This is a genomic window from Candidatus Palauibacter sp., assembly GCF_965208055.1.
Lineage (GTDB): Bacteria > Gemmatimonadota > Gemmatimonadetes > Palauibacterales > Palauibacteraceae > Palauibacter.
This window is the reverse complement of the sequence record NZ_CBDBNY010000004.1, coordinates 3,749,168-3,769,092: the sequence shown is the minus strand read 5'-3', so window position 1 is coordinate 3,769,092 and position 19,925 is coordinate 3,749,168. Positions and strand designations below refer to the sequence as shown.

The following is a 19,925-nucleotide window of genomic DNA, read 5'->3' as shown; positions in this document are numbered from 1 at the left end:
TCGAAACTTCATTGATCGGATGACCATTCCCCGCAGCGATTCGCGGAGGAAAATCGGATTTTGACCGGTCGCCCCGGCGCGCTGAGCAAGCTGCGCGAGATTCTCGGGCCAACCCCGTGCCATCATGGGCTGTCGGTGACCGTGCATCGGCCCATACGGTCAGCGGCCGTGCCAGAGATCGGTCGGGGCGGCGGCGATGCGGGAGCCGGACCGTTCGACGTGGGCGAGGAGACGGTTCAAGAGGGCCTGGCGCGGCAGGGTCCGGCGCAGGCCGGTGACGGTCGCGACGATGACGAGGCGGTCGCGGGCCCGTGAGAGGGCGACGTTGAGCAGGCGGGGGAAGTCCCGGTTCCGGCGCTCGTCGAGGAACCAGCTGCGTCCGGGGGGCGCGTCCACAGTGTCGATGATGACGAGGCGCTTCTCCCGTCCCTGGAAGCGGTGGATCGTGCTCACCTCGAGACCGGCGGGCGCGGCGCGGCCGAGGCGGCGCCGGACGAGGTCGTTGAGGTGACGGGTCTGGGCGCGGTAGGGGGAGACGACCGCGATGTCCTTGATCCCGTCGCGGGCCGCCGCGCCCACGAGGTCCGCCACGGCTTCGGCGTGGGTCCGGTTCCGCCGCGAGCCGTCCACGCGTTCGACCCGCGGATCGAGACTGCTCGTGTCGAAGACCGTCAGGGCGGCTTGCTCCGTCCCCTGCCCCCTCCCGCACCGGGTCGCGCGCTCCCCGACTTCCGGCGCATCCCTGAGCCTTCCGCCGTAGAAGAACTCGCTGACGAGTTCGCGGATCTCGGGCGCCATCCGGTACTGGAGATCGAGCATGGCGCACAGCCCGTCGTTCGGAGACGGCAGCGCGGCCCCGGCGGCGGCGCCTGTCTCGGGCACGACGCCGACTTCCCGGAACAGGTCCGTGCGAAGCCAGCGGGCCGCGGCGGGGGCGGTGCTCGACACGACCGGGGGGAGCTGCTGGAAGTCGCCGACGGCGATCGCGGGGCCCGCGACCCTGGAGGCGGCGAGGGCCACGTACGGGAGCGGCGCCGTGCTCGCCTCGTCGATGAGCAGGGACTCGAACCTGAGTTCGCGGAATTCCTCCCGAATCGAGAGCCGGGCGAAGGTGGTGAGGACGATGTCCGCCTCTTCCAGCGCGAGTTCCGCCTGGCGCGCGATCTCGAGCATGACGCGGCCCAGGCTGCGCGCGGACTCCGTATCGTTTCGCGCGCGGGCGAGCGAGAGCAGGCGTCCGGCCCGGGCGTAAGGGTTGAGGGCGGGGGCTTCTTCGCGCGTCACGCGCGAACCGGACGGCGGGCGGGCCCCCAGCCGCGCCTCGTGCTCGGCGAGCGTGCGGTCCACGCCGCCGGCGCCGCCCTCGATTCGCCGGGCCAGCGCCGCGCCCAGGTCGATGCGCGTGTCGGGCGCGGCGCCCAGGTCGAACCCCACGCGGATGATCCGGTCACGGTCGAGCATCGACGGGTCGGCGATGGCGGCGAGGCGGCGCGCGATCTCGTCCACGGCTCCGTTGGTCGTCGCGGCGACGAGCACTCTGCCCTCGAGGGCAAGTTCCAGCGCCGCGCGCGCCACGAGGCGGGACTTGCCGGTGCCGGGCGGACCCCAGACCAGTTGGGCACTGCTTCCCAGCACCCGTTCCAGGGCGTCGCGCTGCGGCGCGTTCAGGTCATCGGATGAGTCGAGCTGCGGAGACCCCCGGCCGAGGCGCGGCGGGAGCCGCCCGAAGGTCCCGAGCACCGTGTCCGGGAAGAAGTCCTCCGGATCCTGGCCGACCTCGGCCAGCCGCGTGGAGAGTTCGCGCAGGAGCCACGTGGGATCGAACTCGAGGTCGGCGCCGTCGAGGCGTTCGCCGAGCCACTCCGGGCTCACCGCCTGCAGGAGCCCGAGCGTGCGGTCGAAGCGGTGCACCGTCCCGAGCGCGTCCCGCCCGCCCGCGTGGATGCGCACGCGGTCGTCCGCGCGGATGTCGTATGTTCCCCCCGCGATCTGGAACGTGTAGCGATAGCCGGTCCCCGCCTCGCCCCGCAGGCGTCCGGAGAGCGCCGGGATCGGCCGGTCCAGACGGCGGCGGGAGAGGTCGGTCGTGACGGCCTCGATCTCCTCCTCGACCGCACCCCGGAGATCCGCCAGCAGGAGCCACAGGGACTCGAGGGAAGACTCGGGGGACGACCCGGAGAAGTCAGGAGTTTGCATGCCGGACCCTATCGATCGACCGGACGGCGGGGCCGTCCGGGGGGCCGCCCGCGACGCCGCCGCCGCCGAGGCCGCCCGGGACTGGAGCGGGGAGACCCCGCGCGCCCCGGAACCCTTCGAGCGCGTGCTGGCCGACTTCGACGAACACATCGTCTCCGTTCTCACCCACTGGAATCATCCGGGCTTCCTCGCCTATTTCTCGAGTTCCACGCGGGCGCCGAGCATCGCGGCGGAACTCCTGGTCGCCGCCGTCGGCGTGAACGCAATGTTGTGGCGCACCTCTCCCGCCGCGACCGAAGTCGAGCGAACCGCCGTCGACTGGCTGCGGCAGGCCGTCGGCCTCCCGGACACCTTCTCCGGGCTCATCTTCGACACGGCGTCGACCTCCACCTTCACGGCCCTGCTCGCGGCCCGGGAGCGGGCGGGCGACGGCGTGCGGGACGATGGGCTCCCGGGAGGCCCTCCGCTGGCGCCATCGCCGCCGACCTCGAGAGAGGGATTCGGCCGGCCATGGTGTGCGCGACGATCGGCACAACCTCCACGGCGAGCGTCGACCCCGTCCCCGCCCTCGCGGCGATGCGCCGAACGCACCGGCGTCTGGCTGCACGTGGATGCCGCCTACGCGGGGGACGTTCGTTTCTCTCGCACACGGAACTGGACGGTCGTTATACTGTACGGTTGTCCGTCGGGAGCGTTCACACCGAGGAGCGCCACCTCGACGAGGCGCTCGACGCGCTCCATCGGGCCGCCGCCGACCTCTCACCGGGAGAACCGGGTTGAACGCCAGATTCCGTTTCGGACCCCTCGTACCCTTTGTACCCTTTGTACGCCTTGTATCCGTGGTACCCGTTGCCGCCCTGCTCTCCGGCCTCGTCGTCCTCGCGGCGGGCTGCGCCGCGGAGGCCGAAGCCGGGAGCACGCAGGAGCGCTCCATCGTGCCGCCCGATGCCCAGGTGGCGCGCGAGCGGGCCGACCGCAACCGCATCAAGGGCGAGGAAGGGGCTCCGGTTCGGGTGGTGGAGATCTCCGACTTCCAGTGCCCCTACTGCCGGCAGTTCCACGAACAGACGCTGACGAAGATCGACAGCGCCTACATCGCCGAGGGCAAGGTCAGCTACCTGTGGATCGCCTACGCGAATCCCGGGCACCCGCAGGCCTTCGTGTCCACCGAGGCGGCGTACTGCGCGGGGGCCGCGGGCAAGTTCTGGCCCATGCACGACATCCTGTTCGAGCGCCAGGACGAGTGGAGCGGCGCGCCCGATCCCTATGAACTGTTCGTCGGGTACGCGGAGGAGATCGACGTCGACCCCGAGTCGTTCGGCTCCTGCGTCCGGAACAGCACGCTGGCCCCGCTCGTGCTCCGCGACTACACCAGCGTCACGCAGGCCGGAATCTCGAGCACGCCCTACTTCATCCTGGGTGACAGCGTGGCCCTTCGGGGAGCCGCCGACTTCGGGACGTTCTCCTCGGCGATCGACACCCTGCTCGTGCTGAAGGGCGGCGACAGCCAGCCCCAGTAGGCGGCGGAGGGGGCGGTCGAGGTGACGGTGCGGCCGGCGAACGACGGGCCGGCGGCGCTCGGTACGATGCCGCAGCAGTCGCTCGAGGAGGGCGGCGAGCCGGCGCGGATCGGCAGCGGCGACGCGTCCGGAACCGAAACGGCCCCCAACGACAGGATGCCGTAGAAACCCGGCCCGGCCCCGGGTCTTTTCCTCCCCTCACGTCCCCCCAGGACCGGGGGGAGCCGTTCTCCGGCGCCCCCCGCCTGCCATAAGTGCCCAAATTATCACGCTATGCAGATCTAATATCGCATAACTGGTACCGTACTTCGTCAATTGGACACTTGCTTTGCCCTTTTTCGTGACCGTATGATTGCCGAATGAAGCAGAACGAGTCTTCGGCGGGTCCGCTCGAACGCATCGTGGCGTCGTTGCATGAGGCCGCGCTCGACGAAGCGCGGTGGCCCGAGGCGGATCGCACGATCGGCGAGATCAATCGCACGAGCGGCAGCGCCCTGACGCTCCATGAGAGGCAGGGGACCCATCCGGCAGTCCTCCTTACGCGGATCTGCCTCGCCGGACGCCGCCGCAAGGACTGGGAGTCCAGGTACTTCAACGATTACTGGGCCGGAGACGAAGCCGCCCCCCGCATCGCGCGCCTGGAGCCCGGGCGCCTGGTGTTCACGGGAGATCTGTACACCGACGCGGAGAAGAAGACTTCGCGCACCTACAACGAGGCGCTGGCCGACGCGAGGGCGCAGAACGGCCTCTACATGCGGCTGGACGCCCCGAACGATCTGGGTGTCGTATGGGGCCTCGGCGATTCCACCGAGCGCGGAGGCTGGACTTCCGATCAGATCCGGCTGCTCCGGGAACTCCACCCGCACGTCCGCCAGTTCGCCATCATGCGCCACGCGCTGATCGAAGCCGAGGTGACGGGCACATCCGCGACCGCCCTTCTGACCAATCCGCGCGTCGGGGTCATCCATCTCGAGCGGTCCGGTCGGATCGCGACGGCGAACGACCGGGCGTTGGAGATGCTGCGGCAGGGCGACGGCCTGGCGGACCGGGATGGGCTCCTGCGTGCCCGGCTGCCGGAGGAGGACGCCGAACTGTCTCGCCTGCTGGCCCGCGCCCTGCCGCCTTGGGGGGTGCTCGGCTTCGCCGGCTCGATGACGGTCAGTTCACCGAAACGGTTGGCTCTGCACGTCACTCCCGTGGGCGATGACTATCCGCACTTCAGAACGCGCGGGCTCGGCGCCGTCGTCCTCGTCGTCGATCCCACCGGCAAGGCTCAGATCGATCCGGCACACGTGGCGGCGGCCCTGGACATTACGCAGGTGGAGAGCAAACTGTCCGTGGCACTGGCTGCCGGCCAGACGGTGCGCGACATCGCGCGGGCAACGGGGCGGACGGAAGAAACCGTTCGGTGGCACCTGAAGCAGATTTACCGCAAACAGGGTGTCAAGCGGCAGGTGGACCTGGTCCGGCGGGTGCTGTCTCTGGAGAGCTTCGGCGCTGCGTCGGCCCCTGCGTCGGCCCCTGTGTCGGCCCCTGCGGAGTCCCCCTAGGAGCTTACGCCGCCGAGGCGGATCCGGGGTCTCTCCAGCGGCTCGGCGATCCCCGTCCCCTCGCGGATGCGGTAGGCGCGGTCGAGGGCGAGGCCGGTGAGCCGGTCGACGGTACCCGAGCCCGGCCAGCGGATCTCGACGGACTCGATCCGGGTCGCCGGGCCCAGCCCGATCTCCTGGCGGAGCGGGTTCGAGCCGAAGCTCGCCCCCGTGCCGGCTCGGCGGTGGATCCGTCTCGTCCCGTCCGCCCCACCCGGCCCCTCGACGGTCACGATGATGCGGGCGCCGATTCCGGGGCGGTTGGCCCGGTCGCCCACCAGGGTGAGCGCGAGCCAGCGGTGGTCGAACCCCGGGTTCTCGTACAGGGCGTTCGGGGAGAGGTCCCCCTCGTTGGCCCCCCCGAGCTGGATGTGGACGTCGGTGTCGCCGTCGTTGTCGATGTCCACGAAGGAGACGCCGTGTCCCTTGTGCAGGCTCCCGAACCCGCCCGCGCCGGTGATCTCCTCGAAGCGGTCGCCGAGGTTGCGGAACATCCGGTTCGGCATCAACTGCCGGAGGTCGGGGTCGCCCGTGCCGACGAGGAAGTCGAGCCAGCCGTCGCTGTCGAGATCGCCGTAGTTCGATCCCATCGCGTACATGATCCGGTCGAGACCCTGCGCGGCCGTGACGTCGGCGAAGGTCCCGTCCCCCAGGTTCCGGTACAGGCGGGGTAGCTCGGCGGAGTGCGGCTCGCCGGTCATCTCGCGCACGAGGTCGGCGGTCTGCGCCGCGTAGCCCGCGACGTAGATGTCCAGCCAGCCGTCGTTGTCGAAATCCCAGAACCAAGTCGGGAAACTGGCCAGCGGCTCTCCGACGCCGGCCCGCCCGGCCACCTCCTCGAAGGCCCAGCCTCCGTCGGTGTCGGCGCCAGGGCCGAGATTCCGGTACAGGCGGTTGGAGGCGTGGAGGATCGACAGATAGAGGTCGGGGCGGCCATCGTTGTCGTAGTCCCCCCACGTGACGCCCTTCACGAAGTCCATCACCTCGATGCCGACGTCCGCGGCGATCTCCTCGAACGTCCCGTCCCCGCGGTTTCGGTAGAGTTCGCTGCGGTGCGCGAGGCTGTCCCTCGACTCGTTGCCGATGAAGAGGTCGAGCCAGCCGTCGCCGTCGTAATCGGCCCACGCGCCGGTCTGGGTCGGGTGCTCGGAATAGAGTCCGGCTTCGCGCGTGACGTCGGAGAAGACGCCGCCATCGTTGCGCAGCAGCGAGTTGGGGAGGGGCTGGACGAGCCAGCCGCCGCGGAGGACGAAGATGTCCGCGTCGCCGTCGTTGTCGTAGTCGGCGTGGACGAGGTTGAGCCCGCCCAGGAGGCCCTCGAGCCCCGCCTCGGCTGTCCGGTCGACGAAGCCGCCCGCGCCATCGCTCTCGAAGTAGCGGAGGGGGTGCAGCAGGCCGCGGGAGGACGTCATCACGTCCGGCAGGCCGTCGCCGTTAAGGTCATCGACGATGGCGCCCCCGGAGAGAGAGACCGCGTCCAGGCCCACCCGCGTGGCCACGTCCTCGAAGCGGGGGAACGCTCCGGCCCCGCCCACGGCGGTTCCCTCGAGCCTGTACTCGGGCGGGACGCTGTCGGGCCACGTGCCGGCGGTCATCGCGGCGAGGTTCAACACCCAGCGGGCCCGCAGGTCGTCGGGACGCAATTGCAGGAGCGACCCGTGCCACCCGATCGCCGCGTTGAGCGCCGCGCGCGCCGAATCCGAGACCGGGCCCGAGATCGGGTCTGAGACCGGGCCTGAAGCAGCCGAGGGCACGGCGGGCCAGCACGGGGAGCGCTCCAGGGCCGGCTCGACGGTTCCCGCCGCGGGTCCGGAGGCGGGGCAGACAAGCTCGGCGCCGAGGCGCAGGAAGGCGATCCCGATGAGCTCCTCGATGGAGCGGCGGAAGCCGGGGAACGGCTCGGCCGGGACCCCTTCCAGCGTCTGGTCGACGAAGATGAACTGTTCGAGCGCGGGCTGGGTGTGTCCCGCGTTCAGGAGTTCCCGCGCGGCGTTGGCGGCGCGGACGAGCATCTCCGCGCCGTCGGTCGACGCCGGCAGGTTCGTGAGGTAGCGGAGGCGCGCGGTGTTGAGTTGCTCGTCGAGCAGCGGATCCGCCGCATCGGCCAGGGCGAGCAGCCGGGCCGCCATCTCGCGCGTCCCGGCCGAGGGACCGGCGGAATCGGGGGAACCGGGGCGGCCGGCGGAGCCGGCGTCCGGCTCTCCGCAGCCAGCCGGCAGCGCAATGGCGAGCAGCGCGAGCGCCGCGGTACGCCACCGTCGCGTCCCGACCGCCGCGTCTCCAGCTTTCATGAGCCTTCGCCTCTTCTCAGGGTGAGCTCTACCGCTCCGGCTCCCGCGGCGGACTCCACCGCTCCGGCGTCCACCGGGAACGTTTCCTCGGCGCCGTCCGGCCAGCGCACCGTCAGGGCGCGGATCTCCGCCGCGCGCCCCAGCACCTGCACGGACCCGTTGAAGGACCAGTATCCGCTCCCGAACTGGATTTCCCGAGCGGGACCCTCGCCTCCATCGGCATATCTCGGACGCAGCCGCGCGCCGGCGACACCCGGAGTCGCCCCGCCCGGGGTCGCGCCGCCCGCGGACAGCCGGACCCGCAGCCCGGGCGATCCGCCCCGCCCCCGGAAGATGACGGTCTCGGCGCCGTTCTGCCCGATGGCCAGGTCCCAGCGCCCGTCGGCATCGAAGTCGGCCACGGCGGCCCCGCGACCATCGCCGTACACCTCGACGCCGCTCCGCACCGCGTCGAGGACGCTGAACCCGCCCGTTCCGTCGCCGAGCAGCACGGCTCCGCGCCCCGCGTCATGGCGTCCCAGGCCCCGCGGCGTCGCGAAGTAATTCTGCGCGAGAAAAAGGTCCTCGCGGCCGTCCCGGTCGAAGTCCGCCACCACGACGCCGAAGGCGGGGGCGAGTTGGGCGGCCGCCGGCAGCGGGCGCGCCTCGAACCGCCCCCCGACGTTGAGAAACACCGTGTGGAGGAGCGTCACGGCACTCGTCCGGTAGAGTCCCGTGCGTCCCGTTCCGAGGAGGTCGTCGACGGAACTTCGGGCGAAGGCCTCGAACGTCGGTGCGGCCCGCCGCAGGAAGGGGAGCGTGGCGCCGAGCGTGAGATAGTCGCGCACGGGCCGCTGGACGCCGTCCGCGCCGGTCTCGAACTCGATGAGGTCGACGAGCCCGTTCCCGTCGAAGTCGGACGCGACGACGCCGACCGGCCGCTCGGCGCTCGCGAAACGCCCGGTGTTCGTTCCCCATGCCGTCACCACAAGGTCCGGGCGGCCATCTCCGTTGAAATCGCCCGTCGCGATGCCGTTCCAGCGGCCGGTGTGCGCGCCCAGACCCCAGGCATCCGTCGCGTCGCTGAAGCGCCCGCCGTCGTTCTCAAGCAGTCGCACGGGGCCCCACTCCAGGGCGAGGATGAGATCGGGATCGCCGTCTCCGTCGACATCGGAGAACACGGCCCCGGAGACGAGACCGATCCGCCGCAGCGTCTGGGCAGCTTCCGTGTCGAGGGCCCAGTCGGCGACCCGGTCGGCGCCGTCGCCCCCGTCGGCGAGAAGCAGCCTCGAGTCGGCGGGCAGGGGGTAGGCGCCAGGTGTCGCGCGGGCGCCGGCGAAGAGGTCGAGGTCGCCGTCTCCGTCGACATCGGCGGCCGCCAGGGGCCCCGTCGCATGGGGGCTCGGCGGGACCGCCGGCCCGCCGCCCGCGTCGAGGCCGGCATCGAGGCGAGCGTCGAGGCGGGCGAGGGGCGGAATCGCGTCGAGATCGGAGGGCGAGCGGGCTTCCCAGGCGCTGACGCCCGCGATGATGACCGGGCGACCCGCTGTGGGAAGCGCGATGATGGACGTGTGGTCGCCGACGACGGGGGCGCCGATGGGCACGGGGTCCGCCAGCCGCCCGGCTTCGTTGACGGTGAGCTGGGCGCGGCCTCCCGCCCCCGCCCCGACGAGCAGGTCCGGGTCGCCGTCCGCATCGGCATCGACCCACGCCACGCCCGGGCCGCCCCGGGACAGCTCGAACGGCACGAGCGGCTGCCGGGCCAGCTCGTCGAAGGCCGATTCGCCGTGCCATCCGACCGCCGCCGCCTGCGCGAAAAGCGCCGCGCCGCTCGCCGGACCGGCAGCGCCCGACCCCGCCGCGGCTTCCGTGCTGCCCTCCCCCGCTCCGCCAGGTTCGCCAGTTCCGTCAGTTCCGCCGGCCGGAGGCGGCGCCATTTCGTAGGCGTGGTTCGCGAGCACGCGGACGGTCCGGCTCCGCCCCGAGGGCCAGACGATCGTCGCCTCGGCGGCCTCGGCGTCGCCCATCGCGAAGGTGAGCCCCGGGTCCGAGCCGGAGAGATACATGCCGCCCGCGGTCACCTGCCGCGTCTGGTCCGGCCTGACCGGACCCGCCGCGGACGCGCCGGCGAGCACGACGCGCGCGCCGATCGCCTGCGTGTTGCGGCCCTCACCGAGCACGCGCACGGCGACCCGCGCCCTCCCGGCATCGTTGCGCAGGATGAGAGGCGGTTCGTCCAGCCGCGTGATGACGACGTCCCGGTCGCCGTCACGGTCCAAATCCGCCGCCGCGATCCCGTGGCTCACGTCCGGCTCCGCCCCGTATCCCCAGCCCCGGGTCATGTCTGCGAAAGTACCGTCGCCGAGATTGCGGAACGCGAGATTCCGCAGCGGGAGCGGCGGAAACACGCCGAGTTCCTCGCGCCAGTCCACCTGGATGCGGCGGGTCCTGAGCGCTTCCTGCGTATCCCCGTCGAGCTGGTCCCATCCGTGTCCGTTCGTGATCAGCAGGTCTTCGTACCCGTCGAGGTCGACGTCGAGGAACATCGCGCCCCACGTCCATTCCGAGGCGGCGAGCCCCGCTGCCCGCGCCGTCTCGGCCCACGTCCCGTCGCCCCGGTTGAGCTGAAGCGTGTTCCGGTCGGCCGACACTCGCGTCTCGTGCCCGCCGGGAGGCGTCCATGCGGCCGCGCCGAGGGCGACCTGCTCCCGTCTCCTCACCGGATCGGCGGAGAGCATCTCCGTCGTCACGAAGTCCGTGTCTCCGTCTCCATCGATGTCGGAGAAGTCGACCCCCATCGAGGAGGTGCTCTCGGTGCGGAAGGCGCGCCCCGACGCGGCGGTGAAGGCGCCCCCCTCGTTGAGCCAGAACCCGTCCTCGCTTCCCAGGTCGTTGGCGACGAAGAGGTCGGCGTCCCCGTCGTCATCCGCGTCGAAGAAGCGCGCGACGAGCCCCCAGTCGCGGGGGACGCCGGAGATCGGGTCGCCGTTCGCGTCCCGAAAGACGCCGCCCGTGAGGTCGACCGGCGCGAAGCCGCCCGATCCATCGTTCAGGTACAGTTCGTCGGGGTCCGCGAGCTCGAAGCGCAGCACCCCTTGGCCCTCGGCCTCGAGCCGGTAGTGCTCGTCGAAGGGGGGCGTGAGCACGAACTCGTCGCCGATGCGCTCGGCGATCTCGCGCGGCCGTCGCTCCGCGGGGCTGAAGAGGTCGTCGCCCTGGACCGTCTTGTAGTTGGCGAAGTACGCGTCGAGGTCCTCGTCTCCGTCGATGTCGGCGAGCGCGAGCGTGCTGCTCCCCCATTCGCCCTCGAAGCCCGCTTCGACTTCCTCGAAGATCCCGCTCCCGTCGTTCAGGAGGAGCGCGTTCGTCCCCCCATGCACGGCCACGAAGAGGTCCAGGTCGCCGTCGCCGTCCGCATCCGCGAGCACGGCGCCCCGCGACAGCCGGTCCCCGAGGCCGGCTCCGGAACGCTCCGTCACGTCCTCGAAGCGCCAGCCGCCGAGGTTGCGGTAGAGGACGTTGGGCCGGTCCAGCATGCAGAGGTAGAGGTCGACCCAGCCGTCGCCGTCCACGTCCCCGAGCGCCACGCCGACGCCGTGAATGAGCGTTCGGTTCGCGAGCCTCGCTTCGCGCGAGACGGTGGGGACCGCTTCGATGCCCGTGCTCCGCGGCGCCAGCGAGGTGAAGCCGCCTTCGAGCTCCCCCCGGAACGACAGGAGGCGCGCGCGGTGTCCGTCCCCGTCGACCCAGTCGATCGAGGCGGGCGGAGCGGAAGCATCGCAGGCGGTGAAGACGCCGGCGGCGAGGGCTGCGGCGGGAAGTACGCGGAAGCGGGTTTTGCCGCGGGGGGCTATTCGTGGTCTCCGCGGAAGACGGACCGCATCCCCTCCACCGCGTCGCGGGCACCGTCCGCGGCGCGCGCGAAGATCGCGGCGAGTTCCCGTTTCCCGGTGTTGGCGAGCGGGATGTCGAAGGTGAAGTGGACCGCCACACCGGCGGGACGAACGTTTTCCTTCGGATCGGTCCACCCGCCATCGGGGTCGAGGGCGCCCTCGATATGAACCTCGACCGTGTCCGAAACCGCCCCCACCTCCTGCGCCACCCTGGAGAGCCGAGTGGCGAGCGCATCGTTGCGCGAGGGATTCGACTCCCGCTCGTCCAGCCAGAGGGCGGGAGGCGCGACGTCGATGTGGACGTACCCGAGCATCACGTCGCCATCGAGTTCCAGCGCATCGAGCGGTTCGGGCGCTTCGTGGCCGGGGACAGCGGACGCGGCCAGGTAGGTGCCGAGGCCTTCGATCCCGATGTTGGCGAGTCCGAGCGACATCTCGTCGATGACGAGTTCGATCATGGCGGACGGCGCATGGAGCGCATCCAGCGCGCCGGATTCGAGGATGTCGAGTTCCGACTGGTCGTACGCAACGGCGCGGAAGAACCAGGAGAGCGGCTCCTGGCGGCCCTCGAACAGGTCGCGGGCGCCCAGTCCCCTGTCGCGGAGCGCGCTCAGGAGCAACGCGCCCAACTGGTGTCGTGTGATTTCAGCCACGGTTCGTCCGTCGCTCCGGGATCGCCTAGGGCGTGATCATGACGTGCGAGTTCGCCGTGCCGGCGCCCATCAGCCACGCGCCCCTCGTCGCGCTGGTGGGTAGGCCCAGATCTTCGGCCGTGGCGAAGGGCGTGTAGATGACGGCCTGATGCCTCAGGACGGCGTCCATGTCTCCGGACCAACCCTCTCCCGCATAGATCGCGTGCAGGAAAGCGTAACTCGGCATCTCCAGCGTGCCCGCCTCGATCTCGGCCATCCGCATCTCGACGTTCTCGCGGCCGGTGACGCCCTGCGACGTGAGTTCGCGACCGCGCGCCATGTAGGGCTCGAGCGACTCGTGGTAGCAGGCGGAGTGGAAGCCATCGGCGCCCGGGTCATCCGCGATGCAGATGAACGGTCCGGCGCCCTCCCGCAGCGTCACCCACTCGTCCCCCTGCTTCTGGATGACCTTCGCGGTCGCCTGCTCCGTTTCCGTGGGGATGGGCGCGATGGCGAGCGCAATCGCGTCCTGGGCGGCCACGTCCGGAGCGGCGGCGAGCGCCACGGCGGCAACAAGCGACAGCGCGACGGCCGACGCGGACTGGGCGGTGAACGAACGGCGAAACATGCGATCCTCCTGGGGCTGGGACTTTGGAAGAATAGGCACTCGCCAGCGCCTGGGCGCAATCGAGGGCGCTCGGCGCGCTCGCCGAGACGGGCCCGGAGCTCCCGCGTTGCGCGCGGCGGTCGGGCGGTCAAGATTCGCGCCCGGATCGCGGTCGCGCGTCCGAACCCTGCGCTGGATCACACCGTGAACGATGGGAGTGGCTCTTGAGCGTTCGAATCTGTGTCCCGCGGGAGACCGCCGACGGGGAGTCGCGGGTCGCCCTCACGCCGGACGGGGCGAAGCGCCTGCTCTCCGATGACGTTTCGATCGCCATCGAGACGGGAGCGGGACGGGCAGCCGGCTTCCCCGACGCGGCCTACGAGGATGTGGGTGTTGAGGTCGTCGCTGATGCCGGCCGGCTTCTGGGCGAGGCCGATGTCGTGTTCAAGGTCGCTCCGCCCTCCGGGGACGAGGCGGACGGACTCCGGGAGGGTGTGGTCCTCGCGTGCCTCCTCCGCCCGCACGAGAACGCGGCGCTGATCGAGCGCCTCGCCGGGGGCGGGGTGACGGCGCTGGCGTTGGAACTGGTCCCGAGAATCACGCGCGCGCAGTCGATGGACGCCCTCTCGTCGCAGAGCAACCTGGCGGGGTACAAGGCCGTCCTCCTCGGCGCGAACTCGCTCGGACGCATCTTTCCTCTCCTCATGACGGCGGCGGGGACGCTCTCCCCGGCGCGCGTCCTCGTGCTGGGGGCGGGGGTCGCCGGGCTGCAGGCGATCGCGACGGCCCGCCGGCTCGGCGCCGACACCTGGGGCTACGACATCCGCGCCGCCGTGCGCGAGGAAGTCGAGAGCCTCGGCGCGAAGTTCGTGGACCTCGATGAGGGCACGGGGGGCGCCGGGGGCGCGGCCGCCGACGCGGAGACCGAGGGCGGTTACGCGAAGGCACTCGAGGAGGCGGAGCAGGCGCGGCAGCGTGAACTGCTCGCGCAGCACGTGGCGCGGGCGGACGTCGTCATCACGACGGCGCTGGTGCCGGGACGCCGGGCGCCCGTGCTGATCACCGACGACATGGTGGACCGGATGAAGGTGGGCTCGGTGGTCGTCGATCTCGCGGGGGAGGCCGGTGGCAACTGCTCGCTGTCGGCGCCCGGAGAGACGGTCGTCGAACGCGGCGTGACGATCCACGCCCCGCTCAACGTGCCGGGCTCGCTCCCCTACCACGCCAGCCAGCTGCTCGGCCGCAACCTCTCCGCGCTCGTGAAGCCGATGTTCGGGGAGGACGGGGTCGTGGTGGACCTGGACGATGATGTGATCGGACCCTGCTGCGTGACGCACGCGGGAGAGGTCCGGTTCGGCGCATGACTCCTCACACGAGGCCTGCCTGATGGAAGGAACGCTGCTGATCGGACTGTACGTCTTCGTGCTCGCGATGTTCGTGGGCTTCGAACTCATCACGAAGGTGCCACCCACGCTGCACACTCCGCTGATGTCGGGATCGAACGCGATCTCCGGGATCTCGATCGTGGGCGCGCTGCTCGTGATCGGACGCGCCGGCGACGGGCATCTCATGCGGTGGATCGGGCTGGCGGCGCTGATCCTCGCCACGATCAACGTCGTCGGCGGCTTTCTCGTCACCGACCGCATGCTCCAGATGTTCAAGAGCAAGGACGCGAGCTAGCGATGGAAATGTCAGGATTCTCGACGATCATTCCGCTCGCCTACCTGGCGTCCGCCGTGCTCTTCATCCTCGGCATCAAGCGGCTCAGCCATCCGGCTACGGCGGCGGGCGGCAACCGGCTCGCCGCGGTCGGCATGCTGCTCGCGGTCGTCGCGACGCTGCTCGAGAGCGGCCTGGAATACACCTGGATCGTCGCCGGCCTCGCCATCGGGGGGCTGATCGGCGGCGTCATGGCCCGGACGGTGAAGATGACCGCCATGCCGGAGATGGTGGCGGTCTTCAACGGGTTCGGGGGGGCCGCGTCCGGTCTCGTCGCGGTCGGAGAATACCTGCGCGTGAGCGGCACGGAGACGCTCGCCATCGACTCCGGCGTGTCGATCATGGTCGGGACGCTGATCGGCGCCGTCACCTTCTCCGGCAGCTTGATCGCGTTCGGGAAGCTGCAGGGGTTCGTGACCGGCAACGCGATCTCGAATCCGCTCGTGAAGTTCTCCGCCGGGTTTCTCCTTGCGTTCGCCCTGGTCCTGGCCGTCTACCTGATCGGCTTCGAGTCGAACCTCCTCTTCTACTGGGGTCTCATCGCGGCGGCCCTCATCCTCGGCGTCCTGTTCGTGATCCCGATCGGGGGCGCGGACATGCCGGTCGTGGTGGCGCTGCTCAACTCCTACTCGGGGCTGGCGGCGGCTTCGGCCGGGTTCGTGCTGGAGAACAACGCGCTCATCATCTCCGGGGCGCTGGTCGGCGCCTCGGGACTCATCCTCACCGGCATCATGTGCCGGGCGATGAACCGCTCGCTGGCGAACGTCCTGTTCAGCGCCTTCGGCACGGGGGCGGCGACGGCGGTGCGCGCCGCGGACGGCGACCGGGTGGCGACGCCGATCGATGCCGAGGACTCCGCCATGGTTCTCGGTTACGCCTCACAGGTCATCTTCGTCCCCGGCTACGGTCTCGCGGTGGCGCAGGCGCAGCACCGCGTGCGCGAACTGGCCGACCTGCTGACGGAGCGCGGCGTGTCCGTGCGCTACTGCGTGCACCCGGTGGCGGGGCGGATGCCGGGCCACATGAACGTCCTCCTCGCCGAGGCGAACGTGCCCTACGAGCAGCTCTGCGAGCCCGAGGACGTGAACCCCGACATGGAGAACATCGACGTGGCCGTGGTCGTGGGGGCGAACGACGTGGTGAACCCGCTCGCGCGCGACGACCCCTCGAGCCCGATCGGGGGCATGCCGATCATCGAGACGGACCGGGCGAAGACGTGCATCGTCATCAAGCGCTCGCTGTCGGTGGGGTACGCCGGGATCGACAACCCGCTCTTCTACCTGCGGAACAACCGCATGTTCTTCGGAGACGCCTCCGACGCTCTCGCCCGCATCACGGAGGAGGTGAAGCAGCTCTGATCGCGCGCCGCGTCAGGTCTCGTTCAACGCCTCCTCCACCATCTCGGGCGTGATCGGAGCGGCGTCGCCGGGCACATCGACCACCGGAAACCCGCTGATCCGGGACACCGGCCCATTCGAAGTCCCCTTACGGCGCGGTCGCAACGCTCGCCGAATCAGGGCCGAAGCGACTGCGCCCAGGGTCTCTCCGCGCTCTCGCGCGAGACTCTTCAAGGCGCGTGTGATTCTCATGGTGCTCCATCATCGCACCATGCCGTCACAGCCTCAAGGAACCGGGAGCTCGCGGGCTCCGTTGCTGTAACTACAAATTACATGTACCATCAATCGGATGGAATTCGAGTGGGACGAGACCATTTGAGGGGGCCGTCGCAACATCGCTCGACCGTCGCAAGGACTACGGCGAGGACCGGCACATCAGTATTGGGCGCGTGGAGCCCGGAGCGGTGATCGTGGTTGCCCACACCGAGCGCCGTGGGCGTGTCCGTCTGAAGGAGAGTCTACCATGAGTGGACGCTACGATAGGCCCCTCTCTCCCGAGCAGATCGCGGCAGTGAAGGACGAGAGGATCGACTTCAGCGACATCCCTGAACTGGACGAGGAGTTCTGGGAGCGGGCGGAGCTCGTCGAGCCGGATCGGACGGACCAGATCACCATGCGCGTCAAGCGCTCCGTGCTGGCCTATTTCAAGGCTCCGGGGAAGGGCTACCAGACGCGAATGAACCGCGTACTCGAGAGCTACGTGCGGCACCGCACGCGGAACTCCGACGACACCGGGGGATAGCCGTCCACCGCCCTTCGTGATTGTCGCGGTGGGCATTGTCCATCTACGTTGGCGGGCCGCGGTCCGACCGGGTCTGGCGTCCGCGAGGTCCGCCAACGACCGCAGCGAAACAGCGAAGCAACGAAGCAACGGGTCGCCGGAATCAACGTGTCGCCGGAACAGGAGTTGGAACCCCATGCGCAAGCTGGCCATCGTCACGCCGACCACGCTCACCCTCGCCCTGACCGCGTTCGTCGCGGTGGATCTCGCCGTCGCGCCCACGGCGCTCGCCGCCCAGGAAGCGGTGGTGTTCGATTCCGCCGACGTGGCGGGACTCAGTTTCCGCTCCATCGGGCCGCCGCGGGGGGGGCGAAGCACGGCCGTGGCGGGGATCACCGAGCAGCCGCTCACATATTTCATGGGCGCCACCGGAGGCGGCGTGTGGCGCACGGACGACGCCGGCCTCAACTGGCTCAACATCTCCGACGGCTACATCGAGACGGGCTCCATCGGGGCGATCGACGTGGCGGACAGCGACGCGAACGTCATCTACGTGGGCACCGGCTCCGCCTGCATCCGCGGCAACATCTCCAAGGGAATCGGCATCTACCGCAGCACGGACGGCGGCGATTCCTGGACCCACATCGGACTCCCGAACGCGGGACAGATCGGCCGCATCGAGGTCCATCCGCGCGATGCGGACGTCGCCTTCGTGGCCGCGATGGGCGACCCCTTCGGCCCCAACCCGGAGCGCGGCGTCTTCCGCACGACGGACGGCGGCGACACGTGGGACCACATCCTCGCGATCTCCGACAGCACGGGCGTCGTCGACCTCGCGCTGAATCCGGGGAATCCCCGCATCATCTTCGCGGCGGCGTGGCGGGGCGAGCGCAAGCCGTGGACCGCGATCTCCGGTTCCGAGGAATCCGGCATCTTCCGCTCGACGGACGGCGGCGACACGTGGAACCGGCTCGAGGGCGGCCTCCCCACGGGCCTCGTCGGAAAGGCCGCCGTCACCGTCTCCCGCGCCAACCCCGACCGCGTCTGGGTCCTCATCGAGGCGCCCAACGACCGGGGCGGCGTCTATCGCTCCGATGACGGGGGCGACTCCTGGCAGCGGGTGAACGAGGACCGCGGGCTGCAGCAGCGGGCGTGGTACTACACGCACATCTACGCCGATCCGGTGGACGAGAACACGGTGTACGCCCTCAATGTCGGGTACAACAAGTCCATCGACGGGGGCGTGACGTGGCAGAGCTACGGCGTCCCGCACGGGGACGTGCACGACCTGTGGATCAACTACGAGAACCCCGACTTCCAGGTCGTGGCGAACGACGGCGGCGGGCAGGTGACGACGACCGGCGCGGAGAGCTGGTCCACCTACTACAACCAGGTCACGGCCGAGATGTACCGCGTGTTCGTCGACGACCAGTTCCCCTACCGCGTGTACGGCTCGCAGCAGGACAACTCGACGATCATGGTGCCGAGCCGCGGGATGCCGGCGGTTCAGGCGCCGCAGCACTGGGCCGCGGTCGGTGGCTGCGAGAGCGGGCACATCGCGATCGACCCGCGCAACCCGAACGTGACGTACGCGGGCTGCTACGGCGGCAGCATCAACCGGGTGGACCGGGAGACCGGCGACGCACGGCAGATGCTCCTCTATCCGCAGCTCCAACTGGGACAGGCCCCGAAGACGCTGCGGCACCGCTTCCAGTGGAACGCCCCGATCCGCCTCTCTCCGCACAATCCCGACGTCGTCTATCACACATCACAGTTCGTGAACCGGACGCGGGACGCGGGATATTCGTGGGAGACGATCAGTCCCGACCTCACGCGCAACGACACGACGAAGATGGAGCACGCGGGCGGACGCATCACGTGGGACAACACCGGGGTGGAGGTGTACGGGACGATCTTCGCCTTCGAGGAGTCGCCGCACGAGGCGGGCATCCTGTGGGCGGGCTCGGACGACGGCCTCATCCACGTCTCGCGCGACGACGGGGAGAGCTGGGCGGACGTGACGCCCGGCGACCTGCCCGAGTTCTCGACCGTCAACATGATCGACCTCTCGGCGCACGGCGCGGGGCGGGCGCACGTCGCCGTGTACCGCTACCGGATGCAGGACGACACGCCCTACATGTGGCGCACGGATGACTACGGGGAGAGCTGGACCCGTCTCTCCACGGACGGGATCGAGCCCGGCCACTTCGTGCGCGTCGTGCGCGAGGACCCGGAGCGGGAAGGTCTCCTCTACGCCGGCACGGAGTACGGGCTCTACATCAGTTTCGATGGCGGCGGCAACTGGCAGCGCTTCCAGCAGAACCTGCCCGTCACGCCGATCACGGACATGCTCGTGCACGAGGGCGATCTCGTCATGGGGACGCAGGGCCGGTCGTTCTGGATCCTCGACGACATTTCGCCCCTGCGCACGATGTCGGCGGCCACGCTCGCGGCCGACGTACACCTCTACGCGCCGGGGGATGCGGTGCGCGCCCAGAGCGTCTTCCCCAACGGGGCGCCGATCCACTTCGCGCTCGGAGAGGGGATGGAGGAGACGGTGAACCTCGAGATCGTGGACGCCGCGGGCGAGGTCGTCCGGGTCTACTCCTCGAATCCCGGTTCGTGGGACGATGAGGCGAAGGCGGCCATCGGCCGTCCGTCGAGCTGGTCTCCGGGCCGCCTGTCGGCGAGCGCCGGACTCAACCGCATGGTGTGGAACCTTCAGGGCGAAGGACCCGACCTCGTGCAGGGCGCCCGCATCTGGGGCTTCACGGGCCGGGTGCCCGCGGTGCCGGGGCGCTATGAGGTGCGTCTGACGGCGGGGGACGCGACGCAGTCGCAGCCGCTGGCCCTCCACATCGACCCGCGGGTGGCCGACCAGGTCACGGTGGCCGACCTGCAGGCCCAGCACGACCTGATGGTCCGCGTGCGCGGCCTGCTGCAGCAGTCGCACGACGCGGTGCGCGACGCGCGTTCCATCCGGTCCCAGATGAGCGACATCGCGCAGTCGGTGGAGGAGGCCGGCTACGGCGACGACTTCACGGAGATGGCCGACGCCGCGGGCGAGAAGCTCACAGATGTCGAGGAAGAGCTCTTCCAGACGAAGAACGAGTCGGGGCAGGACATGCTCAACTTCCCGCCCATGCTCGACAACGAGATCGCGAACCTGTACGGCTACGTCGCGTCGACCTACGACCGCCCCAACGCGGTGGCGGCCGTCCGGGCCGACGAACTCGAGGCCGAACTCGGCGAGTGGCTGGGGGCGCTCCAGCAGATCATCGACACGGACGTCGCCGCCTTCAACAACCGGCTGCGCGAGGCCGGCGTCCCCGGCGTCATCGTGCGCACCCCGCCGCGCGCCACGAGCTGATCCGCGAAGGC

The 19,925-nt window shown here is 70.4% G+C and carries 14 protein-coding genes and 1 pseudogene; 9 read left to right on the top strand and 6 right to left on the bottom strand.

What is annotated here, in order from left to right:
* Window positions 1–159: 159 nt before the first annotated feature.
* Together ACOGXI_RS16460 and ACOGXI_RS16455 are read right to left on the bottom strand one after the other, a co-directional pair.
* Window positions 160–2,196, bottom strand: a complete 2,037-nt coding sequence (locus tag ACOGXI_RS16460) for a DEAD/DEAH box helicase (protein ID WP_419939893.1) — start codon at window positions 2,194–2,196, stop codon at window positions 160–162.
* Window positions 2,183–2,374: a hypothetical protein gene (locus tag ACOGXI_RS16455; protein WP_419939892.1), complete on the bottom strand. Its 192-nt coding sequence runs from the start codon at window positions 2,372–2,374 to the stop codon at window positions 2,183–2,185. The genes ACOGXI_RS16460 and ACOGXI_RS16455 overlap by 14 nt, the downstream gene beginning before the upstream one ends.
* On the opposite strand from ACOGXI_RS16455, the pseudogene ACOGXI_RS16450 reads away from it, so the two are divergent.
* From ACOGXI_RS16450 to ACOGXI_RS16435, 4 genes and pseudogenes are all read left to right on the top strand, one after another.
* Window positions 2,321–2,569 (top strand): annotated as a pseudogene (locus ACOGXI_RS16450) (pyridoxal-dependent decarboxylase); the annotation flags it as partial. The gene ACOGXI_RS16455 and the pseudogene ACOGXI_RS16450 overlap by 54 nt on opposite strands.
* A 466-nt stretch (window positions 2,570–3,035) precedes the next feature.
* Window positions 3,036–3,716, top strand: a complete 681-nt coding sequence (locus tag ACOGXI_RS16445; protein ID WP_419939891.1) for a DsbA family protein — start codon at window positions 3,036–3,038, stop codon at window positions 3,714–3,716.
* Window positions 3,717–3,737: 21 nt separating this feature from the next.
* Window positions 3,738–3,881 carry a hypothetical protein gene (locus tag ACOGXI_RS16440; RefSeq protein WP_419939890.1) on the top strand — a complete coding sequence of 48 codons (144 nt, stop codon included), beginning with the start codon at window positions 3,738–3,740 and terminating at the stop codon, window positions 3,879–3,881.
* A gap of 194 nt (window positions 3,882–4,075) precedes the next feature.
* Entirely contained in the window at window positions 4,076–5,266 is a 1,191-nt protein-coding gene (locus ACOGXI_RS16435) for a helix-turn-helix transcriptional regulator (RefSeq protein WP_419939889.1), read from the top strand.
* Here ACOGXI_RS16435 and ACOGXI_RS16430 read toward each other — a convergent pair.
* From ACOGXI_RS16430 to ACOGXI_RS16415, 4 genes are all read right to left on the bottom strand, one after another.
* Window positions 5,263–7,596, bottom strand: a complete 2,334-nt coding sequence (locus tag ACOGXI_RS16430; protein WP_419939888.1) for a CRTAC1 family protein — start codon at window positions 7,594–7,596, stop codon at window positions 5,263–5,265. The genes ACOGXI_RS16435 and ACOGXI_RS16430 overlap by 4 nt on opposite strands.
* Window positions 7,593–11,162: an FG-GAP-like repeat-containing protein gene (locus ACOGXI_RS16425; RefSeq protein WP_419939887.1), complete on the bottom strand. Its 3,570-nt coding sequence runs from the start codon at window positions 11,160–11,162 to the stop codon at window positions 7,593–7,595. The genes ACOGXI_RS16430 and ACOGXI_RS16425 overlap by 4 nt, the downstream gene beginning before the upstream one ends.
* Before the next feature lie 263 nt (window positions 11,163–11,425).
* Window positions 11,426–12,121, bottom strand: a complete 696-nt coding sequence (locus tag ACOGXI_RS16420; protein ID WP_419939886.1) for a hypothetical protein — start codon at window positions 12,119–12,121, stop codon at window positions 11,426–11,428.
* A gap of 25 nt (window positions 12,122–12,146) precedes the next feature.
* Complete coding sequence (locus tag ACOGXI_RS16415; protein WP_419939885.1) at window positions 12,147–12,728, bottom strand: hypothetical protein; 582 nt, start codon at window positions 12,726–12,728, stop codon at window positions 12,147–12,149.
* 203 nt (window positions 12,729–12,931) lie between these two features.
* On the opposite strand from ACOGXI_RS16415, the gene ACOGXI_RS16410 reads away from it, so the two are divergent.
* From ACOGXI_RS16410 to ACOGXI_RS16390, 5 genes are all read left to right on the top strand, one after another.
* Entirely contained in the window at window positions 12,932–14,071 is a 1,140-nt protein-coding gene (locus tag ACOGXI_RS16410) for a Re/Si-specific NAD(P)(+) transhydrogenase subunit alpha (RefSeq protein WP_419939884.1), read from the top strand.
* A 22-nt stretch (window positions 14,072–14,093) separates the two neighbouring features.
* Window positions 14,094–14,387, top strand: a complete 294-nt coding sequence (locus ACOGXI_RS16405) for an NAD(P) transhydrogenase subunit alpha (RefSeq protein ID WP_419939883.1) — start codon at window positions 14,094–14,096, stop codon at window positions 14,385–14,387.
* 8 nt (window positions 14,388–14,395) lie between these two features.
* Window positions 14,396–15,784, top strand: a complete 1,389-nt coding sequence (locus ACOGXI_RS16400; RefSeq protein WP_419940233.1) for an NAD(P)(+) transhydrogenase (Re/Si-specific) subunit beta — start codon at window positions 14,396–14,398, stop codon at window positions 15,782–15,784.
* 502 nt (window positions 15,785–16,286) lie between these two features.
* On the top strand, window positions 16,287–16,565 hold the full coding sequence (locus ACOGXI_RS16395) for a BrnA antitoxin family protein (protein WP_419939882.1): 279 nt from the start codon (window positions 16,287–16,289) through the stop codon (window positions 16,563–16,565).
* A gap of 175 nt (window positions 16,566–16,740) precedes the next feature.
* Complete coding sequence (locus ACOGXI_RS16390; protein WP_419939881.1) at window positions 16,741–19,914, top strand: WD40/YVTN/BNR-like repeat-containing protein; 3,174 nt, start codon at window positions 16,741–16,743, stop codon at window positions 19,912–19,914.
* Window positions 19,915–19,925 lie beyond the last annotated feature (11 nt).

What these genes read in the sequence shown, in the direction of transcription:
- ACOGXI_RS16390 (WP_419939881.1), top strand. Translation starts at nt 16,741, where the DNA reads ATGCGCAAGCTGGCCATCGTCACGCCGACCACGCTCACCCTCGCCCTG.
- ACOGXI_RS16435 (WP_419939889.1), top strand. Translation starts at nt 4,076, where the DNA reads ATGAAGCAGAACGAGTCTTCGGCGGGTCCGCTCGAACGCATCGTGGCG.
- ACOGXI_RS16455 (WP_419939892.1), bottom strand. Translation starts at nt 2,374, where the DNA reads ATGATTCCAGTGGGTGAGAACGGAGACGATGTGTTCGTCGAAGTCGGC.
- ACOGXI_RS16400 (WP_419940233.1), top strand. Translation starts at nt 14,396, where the DNA reads ATGTCAGGATTCTCGACGATCATTCCGCTCGCCTACCTGGCGTCCGCC.
- ACOGXI_RS16430 (WP_419939888.1), bottom strand. Translation starts at nt 7,596, where the DNA reads ATGAAAGCTGGAGACGCGGCGGTCGGGACGCGACGGTGGCGTACCGCG.
- ACOGXI_RS16460 (WP_419939893.1), bottom strand. Translation starts at nt 2,196, where the DNA reads ATGCAAACTCCTGACTTCTCCGGGTCGTCCCCCGAGTCTTCCCTCGAG.
- ACOGXI_RS16405 (WP_419939883.1), top strand. Translation starts at nt 14,094, where the DNA reads ATGGAAGGAACGCTGCTGATCGGACTGTACGTCTTCGTGCTCGCGATG.
- ACOGXI_RS16395 (WP_419939882.1), top strand. Translation starts at nt 16,287, where the DNA reads ATGAGTGGACGCTACGATAGGCCCCTCTCTCCCGAGCAGATCGCGGCA.
- ACOGXI_RS16415 (WP_419939885.1), bottom strand. Translation starts at nt 12,728, where the DNA reads ATGTTTCGCCGTTCGTTCACCGCCCAGTCCGCGTCGGCCGTCGCGCTG.